We start from the raw sequence: 20,496 nt of genomic DNA, 5'->3' as shown, positions 1-20,496 counted from the left end.
CGGAGGCCGCCCCCTATGCCGTCTTACAACATTCGCTTCAAGCGCGTCTACGACGCCCCCGACGCTGCCGACGGCCAGCGTGTTCTCGCCGACCGCCTCTGGCCGCGCGGATTGGCCAAGGTCAAGGCGCATGTCGACTTCTGGGCGAAGGACGTCACGCCGAGCACACCGCTGCGCAAGTGGTTTCACGAGCATCCCGAGGAGTTCGCGGCGTTCCGCACACGCTTCCTCGAAGAACTGTCAACGCTGGATGCCGACCACAACGCGATGCTCGCCGAGTTGCGCACGCGTCTGACCGAAGGCCCGGTCACATTACTCACGGCCGCACATCGACTGGAAGACGACGAAGCACATACGCACCTGCATGTCCTCCGTGACTTTCTTGAGGCGCATTGAGGAGGCAAGCAGTTCGTCAGACAAAACAACATATCGCGGTGCAGTACAGCATTCCGCTGTTTAAAACGACGGGATACCTCGTCAGTCCCTCTGAAATCCGCATGGCAGCTCGCTTCAACCATCGACGGGACGCGCCGCACCGGAATTTGCTATAAACGCAGAAAGCGTCATCTGCTGCATCGTCTGCGCTTTACCCCGGTACCCCCGTGCTGCACTTCTTGCCGTACCTCGTTCGCTTACTCTCGTTGCCGCGACGGCAACGTCATGCCTCATGCTCGTTCCACTGATAGTTGCCTGCGCGCTGTTCATGGAGAACATGGATTCCACCGTGTTGTCCACCTCCTTGCCGTTGATCGCGAAAGATCTCGGCGAGAGCCCGATCACGCTCAAGCTCGCCCTCACGACGTACCTCATCAGCCTCGCGGTCTTCATTCCGGTCAGTGGATGGATCGCCGATCGCTTCGGCACGCGCAACGTCTTTCGCACCGCTATCGGCGTGTTCGTCGTTAGCTCCATCTGCTGTGGCATCTCGACCAACTTGCCGGAGCTGGTGATTGCACGCTTCGTGCAGGGCATGGGCGGCGCGATGATGGTGCCCGTGGGGCGACTCGCACTGCTCAAGTCCGTGGAGAAGCGCGACATGGTGCGCGCGCTCAACTACCTCACGATCCCGGCGCTGGTCGGTCCGGTGCTCGGTCCGCCGCTGGGCGGCTTCATCACGACGTACTGGCACTGGCGCTGGATCTTCTTCATCAACATCCCCATCGGCGTGCTCGGTTTCATCCTTGCGACGAAATTCATCCCCGATCTGTACGAAGACGAAGTGCCGCCGCTCGACGTCAAGGGCTTCCTGCTCTCGGGTTTCGGGTTGTCGATCCTGATGCTCGGCCTGTCGACCATCGGCCGTCATCTGATTCCCACGCCGCTCGCCCTCGGGCTGGTCGCCGTCGGCGCTGCGCTGATCGTCGCGTATCTGCGTCACGCGAAAGGAATTGCGCATCCGTTGTTGCGGCTCGATCTCTTTCGCATCCCCACGTTCCGCGCAGGTGTCGGTGGCGGCACGCTGTTTCGCATTGGCGTAGGCGCGACTCCGTTTCTCTTGCCGCTGATGCTGCAACTCGGCTTCGGCATGACACCGCTGGAGTCGGGCGCGCTGACCTTCATCTCCGCGGCCGGTGCGATGTTCATGAAGACGCTCTCCCTGCGCATTCTTCAGCGCTGGGGGTTCCGCCGCGTGCTGATGACGAACGCAGTCATTGCGGCCGCGACCATCGGGGGGTACGGACTTTTCACCGACCAGACGTCGCATCTGGTGATTCTTGGCACGCTGCTGTTCGGCGGTTGTTTCCGCTCGCTGCAATTCACGAGTCTGAATGCGATTTCCTACGCCGATGTGCCGGGGCATCGCATGAGTCAGGCGACGAGTCTCGCCAGCGTCGCACAACAGGTGTCGCTCACGCTCGGGATCACGATTGGCGCGGCGGTGTTGCAGACGTCGTCGTGGCTGCATGGGCGCGACCATGTGACGAACGTCGACTTCCCTTGGGCGTTTCTCGTCGTCGGCCTGATCGCCGTCAGCTCGACGATCTCGATTGCGCGGCTTTCGCGCGATGCGGGCAGCGAACTGGCACAGCGCACCTGATACACGTCACGAACGCATAAAAAAAGCCCGAGACTTCGTGTCCCGGGCTTTTTTGTCTGTGCGATGTGCCGCATTGAGCGGCACAAACATCAGCGAAGCGCTCAGCGGAAGATCACCGTCTTGTGGCCGTTCAGCAAGATGCGGTGCTCGGCGTGAAAGCGCACGGCGCGCGCGAGTGCGACACATTCCACGTCGCGACCGATGGCGGTGAGTTGCTCGGGGTCCATCGTGTGGTCGACGCGCTCGACTTCCTGCTCGATGATCGGACCTTCGTCGAGGTCGGACGTCACGTAATGCGCCGTCGCACCGATCAGCTTCACACCACGGTCGAACGCCTGATAGTACGGCTTCGCTCCCTTGAAGCTCGGCAGGAAGGAATGGTGGATGTTGATGGCGCGTCCCGCCAGCTTCTTGCACAGGTCGCTCGAGAGCACCTGCATATAACGGGCCAGCACCACCAGATCGATGTTGTTGTCCTCGACCAGCTCGAACACCTTGGCTTCCTGCGCGGCCTTCGACTCGGGCGTCGCGTTCATCAGCGGCAGATAGTGGAACGGGATGTTGTAGCTCGCCGCCAGTTGGTAGAAATCCTTGTGGTTCGACACGATCACCGGGATTTCGACGTTGAGCTGGCCGGTCTTGTAGCGGAACAGCAAGTCGTTCAGGCAGTGGCCGATCTTCGACACCATCAGCATGACGCGCGGCTTGATCGAAGCGTCGACCAGTTCCCATTCCATCTCGAACTGCTCGGCCAGCGGTGCAAAATCACGCTGGAGCGACGCCAGATCGCTCTGGCCCGGCAGTTGCTGAAAATGCACGCGCATGAAGAAGCCGCCCGTGAAGCGATCGTTGAACTGCGCCGAGTCGAGAATGTTGCCGCCGCGCTCGACCAGGAAACCGGCCACCGTGTGGACGATGCCGGGACGGTCCGGGCAGGACAACTTCAGAATGTAGCTATTTTCGATCGGTGCCATGATTGCTCCTGGGCAAAGGCTTGCAATGTCGTTGCAGTGTTGAAATTCGGTGATTCGTCGATTCGATGCCGGCCGCGTGCGCACTGGGCATCCGGCGCGGGCTTACTCGTCCGCAGGCTTGAACAATGCCTCGATACCGGCGCAGTCCTTCACGCGAATCGCGCCTTCGCGCAGCAGGAAGTCGAGGCTCGCGAGGCTCGCGTCGACCGTCATCTTGCCGCGCGCAATCACGTCGCGTACGTCGCCCGCCGAGCACAGCCAGTGCGCGCTCGCCTCGCCGTCCTGATTCTCGGGGACGAACCCGCGCGGCAGCGCAAGATCGTAGACGAAAATCTGCTCGGACTGCACGCCTTCGGGAATTTCCGCGAGGATGTGCAGCGTACGGCCCGGACGCGCTTCGCTGGCCAGATGCGCCGGAATACCCGCTTCTTCCCAGCATTCCTTGACCAGCGTGTCGCCCACACCAATGCCGTTACCGATGCCCCCCGCCGACAGGTTGTCGAGACAGCCCGGATCGGTGGCCTTGAGCACGCTGCGGCGCGCGATCCACATCTTCGGGGCTTCGCCGACGAAGCGAGCGGGCACGTAGCCGTTCACATGCACGGCGAACGTGCGTGTACCGAAAAAGCGAGAGGCCGCGCGTTCGATCCACGCCAGCGGCGTGTCGTACAGACGCTGACGGATCGCGTAATGCTCGTTGCGCCAGCCCGTGATACGTCCCTCGGCGGCGAGGGCTTCGATCACGGGCGCCAGCGCCGCCGTGCGGGCTTCGCACGTATCGTGACGCGGATGAATGCGCACGGCGAGCGAACTGATCTCGAACACGTCGGGCCAGCGGCACAGCGACTCGACGTCGCTACGGCGAATCCATCCAAAACGCTGCGAGCCGATCACGAGCGGCAGATGCGCTCGGTCGTCGAAGCGGCGCGCCGCCGCAATACAAGCAAAAGACATACGTCAGAGACCGGACGCGCGCCAGGCGTTGGCGCGCGAAATCGAGGCAAAAGCGGCATTTTACAGAAGCGGCGACGAGTTCGCCCGAAGCGCGGGGAATGACCGTCCCGCGTCGGCACGCATCGCCCGTCTGGCTGGGCTGAACGACATTGGGATTTGGACCCCGGCGTGCGGTTCAGCCATACACACGTTCGTCGTTCAGCCCTTCACCCGCTCGCCTTTCGGGTCGTACAACGCGCGCAGTTGCACCCGGGCATCGAGCAGCTCCCCAGCGAGATCAACCTGATAGCGACCGGCCTCGATGTACTCGGCGGACACCGGGCCGTCCGGGTTCGTCAGATAGGCCAGGCCCACAGGCGCGTCGATGGTGTGGCCAAAGGCTGCCGAAGAGATGAACCCGACAGGCTGACCGTCGCGCAACACCGCTTCACCGCCCCACAGCATCTTGTCGCTCGCGTCATCGAGTGCGACGCTGACGAGACGACGGCGCACGCCCTTCGACTTCGCGAGTTCGACGGCGGTGCGTCCCGTGAAGGCGATGTCGCTCGTCAGCTTGCAGGCGAACGTCAACCCCGCCTCGACCGGGTTCGCATCCGGCGTCAGTTCGCGTCCCCATGCGCGATAGCCCTTCTCGATGCGCAACGAATCGATGGCGTAGTAGCCCGCGTCCTTCAACCCGAACGCAACGCCCGCCGCATGCAACGTCTCGTAGACGCCAACGGCGAATTCGACCGGCACGTACAGTTCCCAGCCAAGCTCGCCCACGTAGGTCAGGCGCGTCGCGCGCACCGTCGCGTAGCCGAGATCGATCTCGCGGCTCGTACCGAATGGAAACGCCTCGTTGGAGAAATCGGCTTTGGATACCTGCTGCAACAACGCGCGCGAGTTCGGTCCCATCAGCGCGAGCACGGCGTACTGGCCGGTGACGTCGACCACGGTGCAGCGCGGATCGTCGGGCAGGCTGGCGATGCGCCGCTCCAGATAGTCCATGTCACGTGTCGTCTGCGCCGAGCCCGTGACCATCAGATACTGGTCCGGCGCGAGGCGCGTGAGCGTGAAGTCCGATTCGTAGCCGCCACGCTCGTTGAGCATCGCGGTGTAGACGGTGCGCCCCGGGGCAACGGCGACGTCGTTGCTGCATAACGTCTGCAGCACGCGTTCGGCGTCGCGCCCCTTGATCAGCAGCTTCGAGAACGAGCTCATGTCGAACAGCGCCACGGCGTCGCGGCACGCATGATGCTCCGCTGCACTCCACGAGTGCCAGTTCTGCTGACCGAAGCTGTAATCGATGCTCGCCTGTTCGGGCGACGGTGCAAAGAAGTTCGGCCGCTCCCAGCCCATCTTGCTGCCGAAGCACGCGCCCTTCGCAAGCAACGTCGCGTACAGCGGCGAGCGCCGGAACGGACGCGCCGTATCGAGTTCTCGATTCGGCCACGGCATGGCGTAATGCAGACCCAGCGTTTCCTTCACGCGATCGTGCAGCCACGTGTCGTTGCCGTTAAAGCCCGCGAAGCGACGGATGTCGACCGGCCAGAGATCCATCGTCGGCTCGCCCGCCACGATCCATTCGGCGAGCGCCATCCCTGCCCCACCGGCGGACGCAATGCCCATCGAATTGAAGCCCGCGCCGACGTAGAAATTCCGAAGCTCTGGCGCTTCGCCGAGGATGAAGTTGTTGTCCGGCGTGAAGGATTCAGGCCCGTTGTAGAACTGGCGGATCTGCGCCGTCTCCAGTGCGGGTACGCGAATGAGCGCGTTCTCCATGAGGATCTCGAACTGGTCCCAGTCGTCGGGCAACAACTGGAATTCGAAATTCTCCGGAATGCCGTTCATGCCCCACGGCTTGGCGTTCGGCTCGAAACCGCCCATCACGAGACCGCCAACCTCTTCCTTGAAGTAGATGTAGCCGTCGGGATCGCGCATGACCGGCAGATCGGTATGCACACCCGGGATACGGTCGGTGACGATGTAGTAGTGCTCGGCGGAATGCAACGGCACGGTGACACCGCACATGCGCCCCACGGCCTTGGCCCACTGACCGGCACAGTTGACGACGATCTCGGCGTCGATGCGTCCGTGCTCACCGTCCTTGTTCTGCCACGACACCCCCGTCGCCGTGCGAATGCCGTTGGGCGACGCTGTGTGAATTTGCGTGATGCGCGTGTTCTCCGCGATGCGCACGCCCCGGCTGCGCGCCCCACGTGCGAGCGCCTGCGTGAGGTCGGTCGGATTGGCCTTACCGTCGCCGGGCAGCCACACCGCGCCCACGAGATCGTCGGTGCGCATGACCGGCCAGAGTTCGCCCGCTTCGCGCGGCGAGATCACGTCGCATTGCACGCCGTAAGCGCGCGCCACGGCCGCCGTGCGCTTGAGTTGCGTCATGCGCTCGGCGCTGCGTGCCACCGACAACGAACCGCATTGCTTCCACCCCGTGCCAAGCCCGGTTTCCGCTTCCAGCTCGCTGTAGAGCTTTGTGGAATAGCGGATGAGCTTCGTCATGCTTTCCTGGGAACGCAATTGCCCCACCAGCCCGGCAGCATGCCATGTAGTGCCGCACGACAACTGTCCCTGCTCCAGCAACACGACATCGGTCCAGCCGAGCTTGGCCAGGTGATAGGCAACGGAACAGCCGACGATCCCGCCGCCGACGATGACGACACGGGCATGAGTGGGCAAGGCTGAAGGCATGGATGGACTCCGGAAAGGCTTGCACCGGCCAGCGCCGGGCAATGACATGAGCGATGACGCGAGACTACTCAAACTTCAAAATCATTGCAATAATTTGCAACATTACAACACACAATGCAACATAAAGTTGACGGACACATTGGCGACATCAATGCCGCGATCGTGAATTCACCCTGTCTGCGCCGACACGCCATCGGCCGCATGACTTGTCTTTAGCGATTGTTTGCGCAAAAATATACGCCGTATAAATAATGACGAACCAAGCCATGACGACAGCGCACGCGTTCATCGCCACCAGCCTTGACGGTTTCATCGCCCGGCCCGATGGCGACATCGACTGGTTGCTGCAACGCGACGATCCCTCGGAGGATCACGGCTACGCCGCCTTCATCGCCGACAAGGACGCGATCGTGATGGGCCGCGGTACGTACGAGAAGGTGCTGACGATGGGCCCCTGGGCCTACGATCTGCCCGTCACGGTGTTATCGACGCAACTGGCAAACACGCCAGTCCCCGATACGCTCAAGGGAAAAGTGCGCTTCTCCGACCTGCCACCCGGTGCACTGATGCAGGCGTTGGCGCGGGAGAACGTGGGCCGGATCTATGTCGACGGTGGAAAGGTCGTGCAATCGTTTTTGCGCGAAGGACTGATCGCGGACATCGTCGTCACGACGGTGCCGGTGCTGATCGGTGCGGGCAAGCCACTGTTCGGTGCATTGTCGGATGACGTCGACTTGCAGTTGATCGACAGCCAGCGCTTTGCGTCGGGATTGGTGCAGTCCACTTATCGGGTCATCGCATGAGACGCACGCGCGGACGGCCTGCACAGGGCACCGGGGTTACGCGAGACGCCATCCTGACGACGGCGCTCGCGCTGCTCCACGAAGCGCCAAGTACCGGCGCAAAGGGACTGAGCATGCGCGCGCTGGCCAGTCGGCTCGGTGTCACGCCGATGAGTCTTTACCATCACGTCGAGGATTACGCCGGGTTGCTGCGCGCGTTGTCTGATGCGGTGTACGCCGACGTGCTCAAAGACATCGAAGCGGGCCTCGCGTGTCATGAGGAAGTACGCGAAATTCTGATCCGGTATCACGCCGCCGTGCGTCGCCATCCGCAACTGACGCTCGCAATCTTCGCGACACCCGAGGCATTTGCCGGTGTGACGCGCGATATCACCGACCGTCTGACCGGGCTGCTGCGAGCCATGACGACGGAACCGCTCCTGTGGCGAGACATTCTGATCGATCATGCGCACGGCAGCGGCCTACCCTTCGCACGCGACGACGACAGGCCCGCCGCGCCGCCACCGGACGATGGCGACTATCTGCGCTCGCTCGACTGTCTGTTGTCAGCGCTCGGGCCGCGACGTCAATAAGGCGAGCAGCGCATCGCCCGCCGTTTCGAGTGCCCCGTCGTTATCGACCACCGAAAGCGGAATACCTTCGGGCGGCGTCCATGTCACGCTGTGCGCGACACGCTTGTCGAGCGCGTCGCCGGATTCGCGGCCACGCTTCGCAAGACGTTGCGCCCGCACTTCCGGGTCGACCCGAATCTCCACCAGATGCAGACGTTCAGCGTAGCGCGCGACGACCTGTGCGAGAAACGCGCGCGAGCCATTCACCACGACGTTCGCGCCCGCATGCATCCACGCATCGATTTCGACGCCGATGCCGTAACGGCAATCGTGACTCTCCCAGTCGAGTGCGAAGCAACCGAGCGAATGCCGCGCCGAAAACTCAGCGTGTGACAACGCGATGTGGTTCTCTCCCTCCGACGGCGCACGCGTAATGTAACGATGCGCGAAGCACACCGGCGAACGAGACGACGACGCGTGATCGAGCTTCGCTCGTGCGTACGCAAGCAACGAGTCCTTACCCGCACCGGACGGCCCCATCACGTAAAACAGATGTGCGTGATTCATGCGGCTTCCCTGAGGGCGAAACGTTCGAACATGACAAAGGGCTCGGCTGGCGTGGGTTGAACGAAGATGGCGAGACTGTCGACGCGCATGGGCCCGAGCGCCTGTACGCGCGGCTGCCACCAGTCGGTGATGACCGTGGCGTCGCCTGCCGTCACACGGTCGGAGAGCGTGACGTGAAAACGAAATTCGTCGAACACGTACGGATATCCCCACTGCGCCAGCCACTCGCGCTGACGCGACGTTAGCAGATGCGGATTTCGTTTGGCCAGTTCGGTGTCGCTCATCGGCGCACGCAGCGTGTCGAATGCCTGCACGCAATCGGCCGCAAGCGCATTCACCGCCTTCTCGTCGGCAGCGCCCGCCTTCGGACGCAACGCGACGAAACCGGGCGACTTGCCATTGTCGGTGCCGATCACGTCGGTATGGACCGTCAGATCGAACGGGACGTGACGCGCCGCCACCGTCTCCGCAACACCCGACAGATCGCTCAGTCGCGCCTGCGGTGCGAGCCGCATCGGGGCTTTGAGCGTGGCATGCAATCCATAGCGTCGCGGATCGACGGTGAGGTCGTGCAGCGAGCGCGACAACCCATCTACCGTCGGCGCATGCAACGCACGCGCCGCGATCGCATCACGCCCCAGCCAGCGGCTGCCCTCGTTCCACCAGCACGAGCCAGACGGCGGTGCGTAGTAGATCGCAAAACGCGCCACCGACAAATCCAGTTGCCGTCGCTGTCCTTCGTTCATTGCGTCGCCCCTTGCACCACAAGCTGCATACGGTCTGCCGGGAAGTAGGCAATGCCGTATTTGATCGGTTTGCCTGCTTCGTCCACATCCGTACTTTCCACGCTCAGCACCGGCTGCTGACGGTTGATCCCAAGGTGGCGGGCGATGTCGGCGTCAGGCATGCGCGCACCGATGCGACTCTCGAGACGCGTGTAGTCCTTCACGCCAAAGATAGCGAGCGTGGCGCTGATCGACTCGTGCTCTGCGAACACATCGGGAAAGTCGGGAAAGCGCGACGCCGGAAACCAGTTCTCGCTGTAGGCCAGCGGAAGTTCGATGCCCTGCGTGTCGAGACTGCGACGGGCCAGTTCCAGTCGATAGACCGGTGCGCCTGCACGTAACCCGAGCGCGTGCGCGACGCTGCTTTCGGCCTTGAGCTTGTGCGCGGAAATGATCTGCTGCGCGGTCTTCAGATTGTTCTGCGACAGATTCTCGGTGAAGCGCGTGCGGCGTCCGATCACATATCCGATGGCGGCCGCCTGCACGAAAGTGCCGCGTCCGTGTTCGACGTTCACAAGCCCTTGCTCTGCCAGACCGAGAATCGCGCGGCGCACCGTGTGACGGTTTACGCCAAAGCGCTGCGCAAGGTCCGTCTCGCTCGGCAGACGGTCGTCCGGCGAGCCTTCGCCATAACGACGCTCGCCGATTTCCGTGGCCAGAATCTGCGCGATCTGCCGCCAGACCGCAACACCGCCACCACGTTCGAGTTGTGCTGTCATCAAACTGACACCCCGGAAAGTTGTAATGAGGCCGCGAGCAGTACCCCATCTGAAGTCATTGCGATCATACACACGTCTATACGACTAGACAATTATGCCAATCACATCTCCCGACACCGCCCGTGACGAGGACGGCGCCGCCCCGCAGGAAAGGGCGGACCGCGCCCGGTGGCTAGCCTTGTTTGCACGCGCCACGCGCGACGAACTCGACGACGCCATCGCCCGTTGCCCCGACGCTCCGCAATTCATCTGGCTGCGCGCCCCGCAGACCGGCCTCGTGCTGGTGCAGGGCCGCGTGGGCGGCAGCGGCGACCGCTTCAACCTCGGCGAGACGACCGTCACGCGTTGCACGCTGCGTCAGCAGGACGGTGTGGTCGGCACCGGCTATGTGCTGGGCCGCGACGCCGAGCGCGCCGTGCGTGTGGCGCGCCTGGACGCGCTGATGCAAATGCCGCACCACCGCGGCGTGCTTGCCGCCGGTCCGCTCGCGGCGATCTCTCAACGTCTGGCTGCGACCGCAGCGCAGAACGATGCCGACGTGGCCGCTAGCCGCGTCGAGTTCTTCACCATGGTCCGGGAGGCCTGAATGTTGACGGCAACCATGCCCGACTGGTCGGCACTGCAACCCGGTTTCGACGATCCGGTCCACGACGCTCAGGGCGTCTTCCGCGCAGTCCTCGACGCGCTCGCCCGCCCCGGCCAGTTGCGCCGGGTCGGTCAACGTCTCGCTCATAGCGACGAAGCCAGCGTTGCCGCGCGCGCCACGCTGCTCGCGCTGGCCGACGCCACGACGCCCGTCTGGCTGCAATCGCCGCTGGGCGAAGTGGCCAGTGCCCTGCGCTTTCACACAGGTGCACCGGTGCTCAGCGGCGAAGCCGGTCTTGCGCACGCGCAATTCGCACTGCTCACCGATCCCGCCAGTTGCCCGGCCCTTGAGCGCTTCGCCTTCGGCACGGCCGAATCGCCGGAGCACAGCGCCACGCTGATCGTCGACGTACCCGCACTGAGCGTGGGACACACCAGCGACGGACTGCATCTGCGTTTGCGTGGCCCGGGCGTTCAGACGCATGCGGACGTCACCGTCGGTGGCCTGGATGCCGCCTTCTGGCAGGCACGCGCCGCACTCGCACCGCGCTTTCCCGCCGGTCTCGATCTGTTGATCACCGCTGGCGACACGGTGTTCGGGCTGCCGCGCACCACGCATGTGGAGGTTTGCTGATGTACGTCGCAGTCAAAGGTGGCGAGCGCGCCATCGAACAATCCTGGGACCTGCTCGCCAAGGCGCGACGCGGCAATCCCGACATCCCCGCGCTCACCGTCACGCAAATTCGCGAACAGATGCGTCTCGCGGTCTCGCGCGTGATGAGCGAAGGCGCGTTGTACGACGAAACGCTCGCGGCGCTGGCCATCAAACAGGCATCAGGCGATCTGGTCGAAGCGATCTTTCTGCTGCGTGCCTACCGCACGACGTTGCCACGTCTGGGCACCACGAAGCCGATCGATACAGCGTCGATGCGACTGTCGCGCCGCATCTCGGCCACGTTCAAGGACGTGCCCGGTGGCCAGGTGCTGGGGGCAACGTACGACTACACGCAGCGTCTGCTGGACTTCGCGTTGCTGGCGGAAGGTCTTGAAGGCGAGACGTCAGACGCTGCGATGCATGCGCCGCTCGCTGGCGAACTTCGCACGAACGCCGCACCGACCGCAGCACCGCAGCCGAGCGCCGCCACTCAGATCCCGGACGTGCCGCCCATCGCGGCCACCACGCGCGTCACCGACATCATGAAGCGCGACGGCTTGCTCGAACCGCTGAACACCGACGGCGCCGACCCCGAGCCGCACGACCTCGTGCACTCGCCGCTCTTCACGCCAGCGTCGCGCACGGCGCGGTTGCAGAACCTCGCACGCGGCGACGAAGGCTTCCTGCTCGCGCTCGGCTACTCCACGCAACGCGGCTACGGCAACGATCACCCGTTCGCGGGCGAAATCCGTCTGGGTCAGGTGTCCATCGAGATCGAACCGGAAGAACTCGGCTTCGCCATCGACATCGGCGAGATCGCCGTGACGGAGTGCCAGATGGTCACGCAGTTCGGTGGCAATCAGGACACCCCGCCGCAGTTCACGCAGGGCTACGGACTGGCGTTCGGCCACAACGAGCGCAAGGCGATGGCCATGTCGCTCGTCGACCGCGCACTGCGCACGAACGAGCTGGGCGACGAAGCCACCTCGCCCGCGCAGCAACAGGAATTCGTGCTTTATCACAGCGACAACGTCGAGGCGTCGGGCTTCGTGCAGCACTTGAAGCTGCCGCACTACGTCGACTTCCAGGCCGAGCTGGAACTGGTGCGCCGTCTGCGCGCCGAGCACGCCGCGAAATACGCGACATCCGGCAAGCAAGTGAGCGACGACGCCACTGCCCCCGCTGCTCAGAACTCTCAGGAGGCCGCATGAACGACGCCGCCACGTTGCAAGACACTCCCCAACCGTCTGCGGCCAGCGTCGCCACGGCCGACGGCTACAACTTCGCGTTCCTCGACGAACACACCAAGCGCATGATCCGCCGCAGCCTGCTCAAGGCCGTGGCCATCCCCGGCTATCAGGTGCCGTTCGGCAGCCGTGAAATGCCGCTGCCCTATGGCTGGGGCACCGGCGGGATTCAGGTCAGCGCCGCCGTGATCGGGGCCGACGACACGCTCAAGGTCATCGATCAGGGCGCGGACGACACGACCAACGCCGTGAACATCCGTCGCTTCTTTGCGCGCACGGCCGGTGTCGCCACCACGACGAAGACGTCGGAGGCAACCGTTATCCAGACACGCCACCGCATTCCCGAAGTCTCGCTGCACGACGGCCAGATCCTCGTGTTTCAGGTGCCGATGCCCGAACCGATGTTCCGTCTGGAGCCGCGCATCGTTGAATCGCGCAAGCTGCATGCGCTCGGTGAATACGGCCTGATGCGCGTGCGCCTGTACGAGGACATCGTGCGTCACGGCGCGATTGCGACGACTTACGACTACCCGGTCATCGTCAACGGACGCTATCTGATGTCGCCCTCCCCGATTCCGAAATTCGACAACCCCAAGCTGCATATGAATCCGGCGCTGCAACTCTTCGGTGCGGGACGCGAACGACGTCTGTACGCGATTCCGCCGTACACGTCGGTCGAGAGTCTCGACTTCGACGACTACCCGTTCGAAATCCAGAAATGGGACGCGCATTGCGCGCTGTGCGGCGCGACCGACAGCTTCCTGGACGAAGTCATCACCGACGACGAAGGCACGCGCATGTACGTGTGTTCGGACAGCGATTACTGCGGCGAGCGCACGTCCGCGAACATGGCAGATGTGGCGCACGCCGCGAAGGAGCGCGCATGAACGCCGTGATGGATTCCATGCGACCGGTCGAACGTCATACGGCACCGCTCGACGAACCGCTGCTTCGCGTGACGGGACTCGGCAAGCACTACGGCGATCGCATCGGCTGCGCCGACGTGAGCTTCGATCTGTGGCCCGGTGAAGTGGTGTGCGTGGTCGGCGAATCCGGCTCGGGCAAATCGACGCTGCTTAACGCGCTGGCCCTGCGGCACGAGATCGACGCCGGATCGCTCCACTATCGCGGCACCGACGGCGTGCTGCACGACCTGAGCGCCCTGGACGAAGCGCACAAGCGTCGTCTGCTTCGCACCGAGTGGGGGTTCGTCGAACAAAACCCGCGTGACGGGCTGCGCATGAACGTGTCGGCAGGCGGCAACATCGGCGACCGTCTGATGGCGGTCGGTGCGCGTCACTTTGGCGATATCCGCGAGAAGGCCCGTCACTGGATGGCGCAGGTCGAACTCGATCCTGCGCGCGTGGACGAGATGCCCGGTGCGTTCTCCGGGGGCATGCAGCAGCGTCTGCAAATCGCCCGCAACCTCGTGACCGAGCCGCGTCTCGTGTTCATGGACGAGCCGACCGCCGGACTCGACGTCTCGGTGCAAGCCCGTCTGCTGGACCTGCTGCGCTCGCTCGTAGAGCGCCTTCATCTTGCCGCCATCATCGTCACGCACGATATCGGCGTGGCGCGACTCATCGCGCATCGCCTGATCGTCATGCAGGCAGGGCGTGTGGTCGAAGCCGGGCTGACCGACCAGGTCCTCGACGACCCGCAACATCCCTACACGCAACTGCTGGTTTCCTCGGTACTGCCCGTATGAACTCCGGAACGAACCTTACTACGTCTGCAACGTCGCTCAGCGGCGCGGCACTTACGCTGGGCACGCGCGAAGACGACGTCATGCTGCGCGCACAAGGTCTGCACAAGACCTTCCGTCTGCACGCGCAAGGCGGCGCAGCGATTCCGGCACTCGAAGGTGTCGACCTCACGGTGCGACGCGGCGAATGCGTGGCGCTCGTCGGCCCCTCGGGCTCGGGCAAGAGCACGCTGCTGCGTTGTCTGTACGGCAACTACCTCGCGGGCGAAGGCCGCATCGAGATCCGTCACGACGCCGGTCAGGGCGAGCACTGGGTCGATCTGACGACCGCGACCGCCCGCGAAGTGCTCTCCGTGCGACGCACCACGCTCGGCTACGTCAGCCAGTTTCTGCGTGTGATTCCGCGCGTCACCACGCTCGACATCGTGGCGGAGCCGCTGCGACGTCTGGGTCACGGCGACGCCGACGCAGCCGGCCGAGCGCGCGATCTGCTCGCGCGTCTGAACATCCCCGAGCGTCTCTGGTCGCTCGCCCCGGCGACGTTCTCCGGCGGCGAACAGCAACGCATCAACATCGCGCGCGGACTGATCGCCGCCGCGCCGGTGCTGCTGCTCGACGAGCCGACGGCGTCGCTGGACGCGCAGAACCGCGCCGTGGTCTCGCAACTGATTACCGAAGCCCGTGCAGCGGGGAGCGCCATCGTGGGCATCTTCCACGACGAGGCGACCCGCGACGAAGTGGCGACGCGAACGCTCGCCATGCGTCCGGTGCTTCGCCCCGCACATTGATCCCCCCGGAGTCTGTCCATGCTTATCAAGAACGCTCGCATCGTCACGCCCGACACGACCTTCACCGGCGTGGTCGAGGTCCGCGAGGGTCTCATCCACTCGGTGGAGGAAGGGACGACGCAGTCCACTGAAGCCGTCGACTGGGAAGGCGATTATCTGGTGCCTGGGCTTGTCGAGTTGCATACCGACAATCTGGAGAAGCACCTCGCACCGCGCCCGGGCGTCTACTGGAACACGCACGCCGCGTTTGCGATTCACGATGCACAAGTCGCCGCCGCCGGTATCACGACGGTGTTCGACTCGCTGGTCATCGGCGAGCGCGACGCGTCGGGTCTACGCAGTCGCAAGCTGCAGGCCGAGTGTGGTCAGGCACTGCTCGACACCATCGAAGCGGGGCTGTTCCGTGCAGACCACTTCCTGCATCTGCGCTGCGAAATTGCGACGCAGGACGCGGCCGACACGTTCGCCAACATGTGCGATCACCCGCTGCTGCGTCTTGTGTCGGTGATGGATCACACGCCGGGTCAGCGTCAGTGGCACGACCCGGTGCTGCATCGTCAGTATCACGAGCGCAACGGCAAGGTGCCTGACGCGCAGTGGGAAGCCATGCTGGCCGATCTGCGCGCGCAGCAGGAAAGGTATGCGATTCCGCATCGTCGCTCCATCGTGGAGATGAGCCGTGCGCGCGGCTTGCCGCTCGCAAGCCACGACGACACATCGCTCGAACACGTGGAAGAAGCGCAGCGCGACGGTGTGGCGCTGTCGGAATTTCCGACGACGCTGGTCGCCGCGCGTGCCGCGCACGACAAGTCGATTGGCGTGATCATGGGGGCACCGAACGTGGTGCGTGGCGGTTCGCACTCGGGCAATGTGGCGGCAGCGGAATTGGCGCGTGAAGATGTGCTCGACATTCTGTCGTCGGACTATGTCCCGGCGAGTTTGCTGCAAGCGGCGTTCCAGTTGCACAACGATCACGCCGACTGCGGCTGGACGCTCTCGAAGGCCATGCGCACGGTGTCGTGGAATCCGGCGCAGTCGGCGGGCCTCACGGATCGTGGCGGCATCAAGCCGGGCCTGCGTGCCGATATGGTGCGCGTGGCCGTGCGCCCCGGCATGCCGCCGATTCCGCGCGAGACTTATATGGTAGGGCAGCGGATCGCTTGATGGCGAATCGGTTGCATCATTGAAAAGAGAGAGGGCGCCGAAGCGCCCTCTCTCTGTTCCACATCGTCCACACTGCATACTGCTACTGCACCGACAATCGCTACGTCAGATCACCATCTTCCGCACACGTGCCGAGAAGACGTCGATACACGTCACCACGATCACCATGATCACCATCACCGCGCACGTCTGAGCGTACTGGAAGCTGCGAATCACTTCGTAGAGCACTACACCGATGCCGCCTGCGCCCACCATCCCGACCACCGATGCCGAACGCACGTTCGACTCGAAGCGGTACAGCGTGTACGAGATCCACAGCGGCATGACCTGCGGCAGCACGCCGTACAGGATTTCGTCGATGGCGCGAGCGCCCGTCGCGCGCACGCCTTCCACCGGACGCGGGTCGATCGCTTCGACCGCCTCGGCGAACAGCTTCGAGAGCGTGCCCGTCGTGTGCACCCACAGCGCGAGCACACCGGCGAAGGGCCCGAGACCCACCGCCACGATGAAGAGCATCGCGAAAACCATTTCGTTAATCGCGCGGCACGCGTCCATCACGCGACGCACCGGCTGATACACCCACGCCGGCACCATGTTCGACGCCGAGAGCAAACCCATCGGAATCGAGCAGACGACAGCAAGTGCCGTCCCCCACACGGCAATGTGAATCGTCACGAGCATCTCGTTGACGTACACACGCCAGTCGCGGAAGTCAGGTGGGAAAAAATCGTGCGCAAACTGGCTCATGTTGCCGGAATCGCGAATCAGATCGAGCGGACGCATGTCGGCGCCGCTCCACGACCACACCAGGACCAGAAAGAAGATGCCCCAACTGATCAGGGACAGCCACGAACGCTTGGGCGGCTCGCCCGGCAGGCGGCCATTGGCAGTGATTGATGCGCTGGTGTTCATGTCGAGTACCACGTGTCGTACCGGCGCAGCTACCACCGGCGAAATTTCGTATAACTAAGGAGATGGCGAACCCGGCTCCCGGGCCCGCCATCGCTTGAATCGTCTTACTTACTTCGTCTTGTTCAGCTCTTTGTCGAGTGCTGCCAGCTTGCCGTCGAGCTCAGCCAGTTGCGTCTTCTTCTTGGCGGCGTCGATGTTGGCGTCCGACTCGAGCTGCACCTTCTGCTTGAACAGTTCGAGCTGACGGATCGGCAGCAGCTGAGCATCCGACGACGCGCGGAAACCGCCGTAGTTGTAGATGTTCTTCAGCACTTCCTTCTCGTGCGCGTCCTTGCCGTAGGAGAGGAAGAAATCGCGGATCTTCTTCTTCGTGCCGTCCGGCAGGTCCTTGCGCCACAGCAGCGGATCCGACGGAATCAGCGGCGACTTCCAGATCACGTGCACCAGCTTGGCCTTCTCCAGCTGCGTGGCTTCGAGCTTGTTGAGCTCTTCGGTGTTGTTCGTCGCGACGTCGACCTGATTGTTGATCACCGCCATCAGGTTGGCGCCGTGGTTCGAGCTACGTGCCGTCTTGAAGTACGTGCGCGGGTCGATGTTGTTCTTCGCGAACACGTAGTAACCCGGCACCAGCGTGCCCGACGTCGACGTCGGATCGCCCAGACCGAAATTGATCTTCTTGCCGTTCTTGATCACGTCGTCGAGCGTCTTGTACGGGCTCGATGCGTTCGAGATCAGCAGCGAGTAGTAGCCCTCGGTGCCGTCGGCGTACATGATCTTGGCGAAGACTTCGCCTTGCGAGCGGTCGACGGCTTCCATCGCGCCCTTGTTGCCCATCCATGCGAGCTGCACTTTGTTGAAGCGCATGCCTTCGATCACGCCGGCGTAGTCGGTGGCGAAGAACGGGGTCACCTTGATGCCCGTTTGTTTCTCCATATCGTCGATCAGCGGCTGCCAGCGTTGACGCAGGGCTGCGCTGGAATCCGTCGAGATGATGCCGAAGTTGATTTCCTGCGCGTGTGCCGCCGCTACCGAGGCGAACATGGCCGCGCCGGCCAGCAGGGTTTTCCACAGTTTCATGAGAGCAAGCTCCTGGTCAGATAGGACTTAAGTGAGGCTTAGGGACATCGAGGTGAGGAATGGGGCTTGCGCGTCGGCCGGCTTCGCTTCGCCGGTCGTCGACGCTTCGGAATCTTCCGAGTTTTCGTTCAGCAGTTCGCCTGCCTGCACGCCATACAGACGGCGCAGCAGGTCCGGCGTGAGCGCCGAAGACGGGCCGTCGTACACCACGCGGCCCTGATGCAGCGCCACCGTGCGCACGCAGTAGCGCATGGCAACGTCCACCTGGTGCAGCGAGACGACCACCGTCAGTTTGTGATCGCGGTTCATGCGCGCGAGCATGTCCATGACCTTGCGCGCCGATTCCGGATCGAGCGACGCAATCGGCTCGTCCGCGAGAATGATCTTGGCGCCCTGCACAAGCGTGCGTGCGAGGGCTGCGCGCTGTTGCTGACCGCCCGAGAGCGTGCTGGCGCGCTGGAAAGCAAAATCGGCGATGCCGACTTCCGCCAGCGCCGCGAGGGCGGCCTGACGCTCTGCCGTCGTGAAGCGGAACATCAGGCTGCGCCACAGCGGCACGCGGGCCAGCAGACCCGTGAGTACGTTGGTGATGACCGGCAGGCGGCCCACCAGATTGAATTGCTGGAAGACGAAGCCGATGTCGCGGCGAATCTGACGCACTTCGCGCACGATGCGGCCGTCGCGCTGAATCGGACGACCCAGAATTTCGATGCTGCCCGGCTGCTGGTCGGCCGGTACAAAGCCTGCAATGTGACGCATCAGCGTCGACTTGCCCGAGCCGGAGGCCCCGATCAGGGCGATCATTTCGCCCGGCATGACTTTGAGCGCTACTTCGTCGAGTGCGCGGCGGCTCCCGAAAGTCTTGGTCAGTCGCTCGATTCGAATCGCTTCGTCCACGGTTCACCTGTGAGTCAGATCGCCGGTCGGCCCCGATGCTCTATGACTCGCGACGTCCTCCTTGAGGCGTTGTCGCTCGCGTCGCCCGACTAGCTGTTTTGTGGCAATTTGTGCCAAAAGTGAACGCAGTCTAAAAAGTGCGGATGACAAGACAGTGACAATCGATCAGCTTTTTTCCGTACGGCCAAAACCCTTATTTGTTCAATGGCTTGGCAACGTTTTCGGGGCGATGCAACGTGCCGGAGAAAAGCTGATGACGTCAGGATGGGTGACATGATGCGCAGGCGCCGTCGGTCCCATCGGCCAACTTTGTCTACATATTTTTGGCATCCTGACGAACACGTATCGACAGGAGAAACCACCGCATAAGGCCGTGCGACAAGCCCCTCGCGGCGCGTTTGGCTGGAGAGATGTTCAGGGGGCGAAAGGCGTCTTGGCGACGTGTGGCGTGCTGTGGCGACCTAAGGCACACGTGTGCATGCGGGCGCGGCGACGTGCGAGTGAGTGAGTGAGTGAGTGAGTGACGGGACGAGAGAGAAAAACGACCGGTCCCGGGCGGACCGGTCGTCGTCAGGCGATGAGCAACTCCGGGCCGCGCGCGCGAAGCTGGGCCAGCATGCTCTTGTGCGGAGCCGCGTCGCTGATGAGATAGCGCGCCGCTTCGAAGTGACGGATACGCACGGGCGTCACGCGGCCGAACTTGGTGTGGTCCGCGACGACGGCCGACACGTTCGCACACAGCAACATGCGTGCGCGCAGCTCAGCCGCAGCGCGGTTGAAATCGGTGATGCCGCCATCTTCGGTCACGCCGCCCACGCCGATGAACGCGAAGTCGGCGTGATATTGCGAGATCTGGTTGATGGCGTCCCAGCCCTGCACGGCGTCTTCGTTGTCCTGCAATTCACCGCCAAGCAGCGTCACGCGATTGTCGTGATGGCGTCCGAGCAGGCGCGCGATCTGCCAGTCGTTGGTGTAGATGCGAAGACGATGTTTGGAGAGCAGCGCCTGTGCAACGGCGCGCGTGGTCGTACCGTAGTCGATGATGACCGACGCGCCGTCGGGCACCAGCTCCGCGGCGCGCACGCCGATGGCACGCTTGCCCACGGCGTTGACGTTCTCACGCAGCGTCCAGTCGGGTTCACTCCGGTCGGCAGCCAGCGCGCCGCCGTGGGTCATGAGCAGCAGACCGCGCGCGGCGAGCGTGTTGAGGTCGCGTCGCACGGTCTCGCGCGACACACCCAGCTCCCGCACCAGATCGCTGATCGCCAGCGCCCCGGTCTTGGCAAGTTGTTCGAGCACGTATTGTTGGCGTTGTTCGGCAAGCATGATCGAGCAATATCAGTTGGACTACGAATGACGGGACGACGTCCACGAAACCGGGAACGTC

The 20,496-nt window shown here is 63.6% G+C and carries 21 protein-coding genes; 11 read left to right on the top strand and 10 right to left on the bottom strand.

Translation table 11 applies throughout. The features are described from left to right. The first annotated feature begins 15 nt into the window (after positions 1–15). Positions 16–396 carry a DUF488 domain-containing protein gene (locus NA29_RS02890; protein ID WP_039395580.1) on the top strand — a complete coding sequence of 127 codons (381 nt, stop codon included), beginning with the start codon at positions 16–18 and terminating at the stop codon, positions 394–396. A gap of 316 nt (positions 397–712) precedes the next feature. Next, positions 713–2,038 (top strand): MFS transporter, encoded by a 1,326-nt coding sequence (locus tag NA29_RS02885; protein ID WP_231965126.1) that lies wholly within the window; start codon positions 713–715, stop codon positions 2,036–2,038. A 101-nt stretch (positions 2,039–2,139) separates the two neighbouring features. Here NA29_RS02885 and purU read toward each other — a convergent pair whose 3' ends face one another. From purU to NA29_RS02870, 3 genes are all read right to left on the bottom strand, one after another. After that, the gene (gene purU, locus NA29_RS02880) at positions 2,140–3,012 is read right to left on the bottom strand and encodes a formyltetrahydrofolate deformylase (protein ID WP_039395574.1); all 873 of its coding nucleotides are present in this window, start codon (positions 3,010–3,012) and stop codon (positions 2,140–2,142) included. A 102-nt stretch (positions 3,013–3,114) separates the two neighbouring features. Next, complete coding sequence (locus tag NA29_RS02875; protein ID WP_039395570.1) at positions 3,115–3,966, bottom strand: NUDIX hydrolase; 852 nt, start codon at positions 3,964–3,966, stop codon at positions 3,115–3,117. 198 nt (positions 3,967–4,164) lie between these two features. After that, positions 4,165–6,654: a GcvT family protein gene (locus NA29_RS02870; RefSeq protein ID WP_039395567.1), complete on the bottom strand. Its 2,490-nt coding sequence runs from the start codon at positions 6,652–6,654 to the stop codon at positions 4,165–4,167. 266 nt (positions 6,655–6,920) lie between these two features. Between NA29_RS02870 and NA29_RS02865 the strand changes: the two genes are divergently transcribed. Together NA29_RS02865 and NA29_RS02860 are read left to right on the top strand one after the other, a co-directional pair. Continuing rightward, positions 6,921–7,457 (top strand): dihydrofolate reductase family protein, encoded by a 537-nt coding sequence (locus NA29_RS02865; protein WP_039402152.1) that lies wholly within the window; start codon positions 6,921–6,923, stop codon positions 7,455–7,457. After that, positions 7,454–8,029: a TetR/AcrR family transcriptional regulator gene (locus tag NA29_RS02860; RefSeq protein ID WP_039395564.1), complete on the top strand. Its 576-nt coding sequence runs from the start codon at positions 7,454–7,456 to the stop codon at positions 8,027–8,029. The genes NA29_RS02865 and NA29_RS02860 overlap by 4 nt, the downstream gene beginning before the upstream one ends. Here the strand turns inward: NA29_RS02860 and phnN are convergent. Genes phnN through phnF form a run of 3 tightly spaced genes read right to left on the bottom strand, consistent with a single transcriptional unit; the run spans position 8,003 to position 10,079 of the window. Further along, positions 8,003–8,575 carry a phosphonate metabolism protein/1,5-bisphosphokinase (PRPP-forming) PhnN gene (gene phnN, locus NA29_RS02855; RefSeq protein WP_039395560.1) on the bottom strand — a complete coding sequence of 191 codons (573 nt, stop codon included), beginning with the start codon at positions 8,573–8,575 and terminating at the stop codon, positions 8,003–8,005. The genes NA29_RS02860 and phnN overlap by 27 nt on opposite strands. Beyond that, positions 8,572–9,321 carry a DUF1045 domain-containing protein gene (locus tag NA29_RS02850; RefSeq protein WP_039395557.1) on the bottom strand — a complete coding sequence of 250 codons (750 nt, stop codon included), beginning with the start codon at positions 9,319–9,321 and terminating at the stop codon, positions 8,572–8,574. The genes phnN and NA29_RS02850 overlap by 4 nt, the downstream gene beginning before the upstream one ends. Next, complete coding sequence (gene phnF, locus NA29_RS02845) at positions 9,318–10,079, bottom strand: phosphonate metabolism transcriptional regulator PhnF (protein ID WP_039395554.1); 762 nt, start codon at positions 10,077–10,079, stop codon at positions 9,318–9,320. The genes NA29_RS02850 and phnF overlap by 4 nt, the downstream gene beginning before the upstream one ends. Before the next feature lie 94 nt (positions 10,080–10,173). Here phnF and phnG point away from each other — a divergent pair, with 94 nt between their 5' ends. The 7 genes from phnG to NA29_RS02810 all read left to right on the top strand — a co-directional run bounded on the left by phnG (position 10,174) and on the right by NA29_RS02810 (position 16,223). Beyond that, positions 10,174–10,665: a phosphonate C-P lyase system protein PhnG gene (gene phnG, locus NA29_RS02840; RefSeq protein ID WP_039395551.1), complete on the top strand. Its 492-nt coding sequence runs from the start codon at positions 10,174–10,176 to the stop codon at positions 10,663–10,665. Beyond that, on the top strand, positions 10,666–11,298 hold the full coding sequence (gene phnH, locus NA29_RS02835; RefSeq protein WP_039395548.1) for a phosphonate C-P lyase system protein PhnH: 633 nt from the start codon (positions 10,666–10,668) through the stop codon (positions 11,296–11,298). After that, positions 11,298–12,530, top strand: coding sequence for a carbon-phosphorus lyase complex subunit (locus NA29_RS02830; RefSeq protein WP_039395546.1), 1,233 nt, complete (start codon positions 11,298–11,300; stop codon positions 12,528–12,530). The genes phnH and NA29_RS02830 overlap by 1 nt, the downstream gene beginning before the upstream one ends. Next, positions 12,527–13,453: an alpha-D-ribose 1-methylphosphonate 5-phosphate C-P-lyase PhnJ gene (locus tag NA29_RS02825; RefSeq protein WP_052252465.1), complete on the top strand. Its 927-nt coding sequence runs from the start codon at positions 12,527–12,529 to the stop codon at positions 13,451–13,453. The genes NA29_RS02830 and NA29_RS02825 overlap by 4 nt, the downstream gene beginning before the upstream one ends. Positions 13,454–13,470: 17 nt before the next feature. After that, on the top strand, positions 13,471–14,274 hold the full coding sequence (gene phnK / locus NA29_RS02820) for a phosphonate C-P lyase system protein PhnK (RefSeq protein WP_052253168.1): 804 nt from the start codon (positions 13,471–13,473) through the stop codon (positions 14,272–14,274). Between the two features lie 80 nt (positions 14,275–14,354). After that, positions 14,355–15,059: a phosphonate C-P lyase system protein PhnL gene (phnL, locus tag NA29_RS02815; protein WP_052253167.1), complete on the top strand. Its 705-nt coding sequence runs from the start codon at positions 14,355–14,357 to the stop codon at positions 15,057–15,059. A gap of 18 nt (positions 15,060–15,077) precedes the next feature. After that, positions 15,078–16,223, top strand: coding sequence for an alpha-D-ribose 1-methylphosphonate 5-triphosphate diphosphatase (locus NA29_RS02810; protein ID WP_039395543.1), 1,146 nt, complete (start codon positions 15,078–15,080; stop codon positions 16,221–16,223). A 105-nt stretch (positions 16,224–16,328) separates the two neighbouring features. On the opposite strand, the gene phnE is transcribed toward NA29_RS02810, so the two are convergent. The 4 genes from phnE to NA29_RS02790 form a co-directional block, all read right to left on the bottom strand. Next, positions 16,329–17,135, bottom strand: a complete 807-nt coding sequence (phnE, locus tag NA29_RS02805) for a phosphonate ABC transporter, permease protein PhnE (protein WP_039402142.1) — start codon at positions 17,133–17,135, stop codon at positions 16,329–16,331. Positions 17,136–17,243: 108 nt separating this feature from the next. Further along, positions 17,244–18,212: a phosphonate ABC transporter substrate-binding protein gene (gene phnD, locus NA29_RS02800; protein ID WP_039395539.1), complete on the bottom strand. Its 969-nt coding sequence runs from the start codon at positions 18,210–18,212 to the stop codon at positions 17,244–17,246. 27 nt (positions 18,213–18,239) lie between these two features. Further along, positions 18,240–19,109, bottom strand: coding sequence for a phosphonate ABC transporter ATP-binding protein (gene phnC, locus NA29_RS02795; protein WP_039395536.1), 870 nt, complete (start codon positions 19,107–19,109; stop codon positions 18,240–18,242). Positions 19,110–19,679: 570 nt separating this feature from the next. Continuing rightward, positions 19,680–20,435, bottom strand: a complete 756-nt coding sequence (locus NA29_RS02790) for a DeoR/GlpR family DNA-binding transcription regulator (RefSeq protein WP_039395533.1) — start codon at positions 20,433–20,435, stop codon at positions 19,680–19,682. Positions 20,436–20,496 lie beyond the last annotated feature (61 nt).

It is taken from the genome of Pandoraea sputorum (genome assembly GCF_000814845.2).
Classification (GTDB): Bacteria; Pseudomonadota; Gammaproteobacteria; order Burkholderiales; family Burkholderiaceae; genus Pandoraea; species Pandoraea sputorum.
Note: the sequence above shows the minus strand (reverse complement) of the source record. Positions and strands in the feature narration are given on the sequence as shown.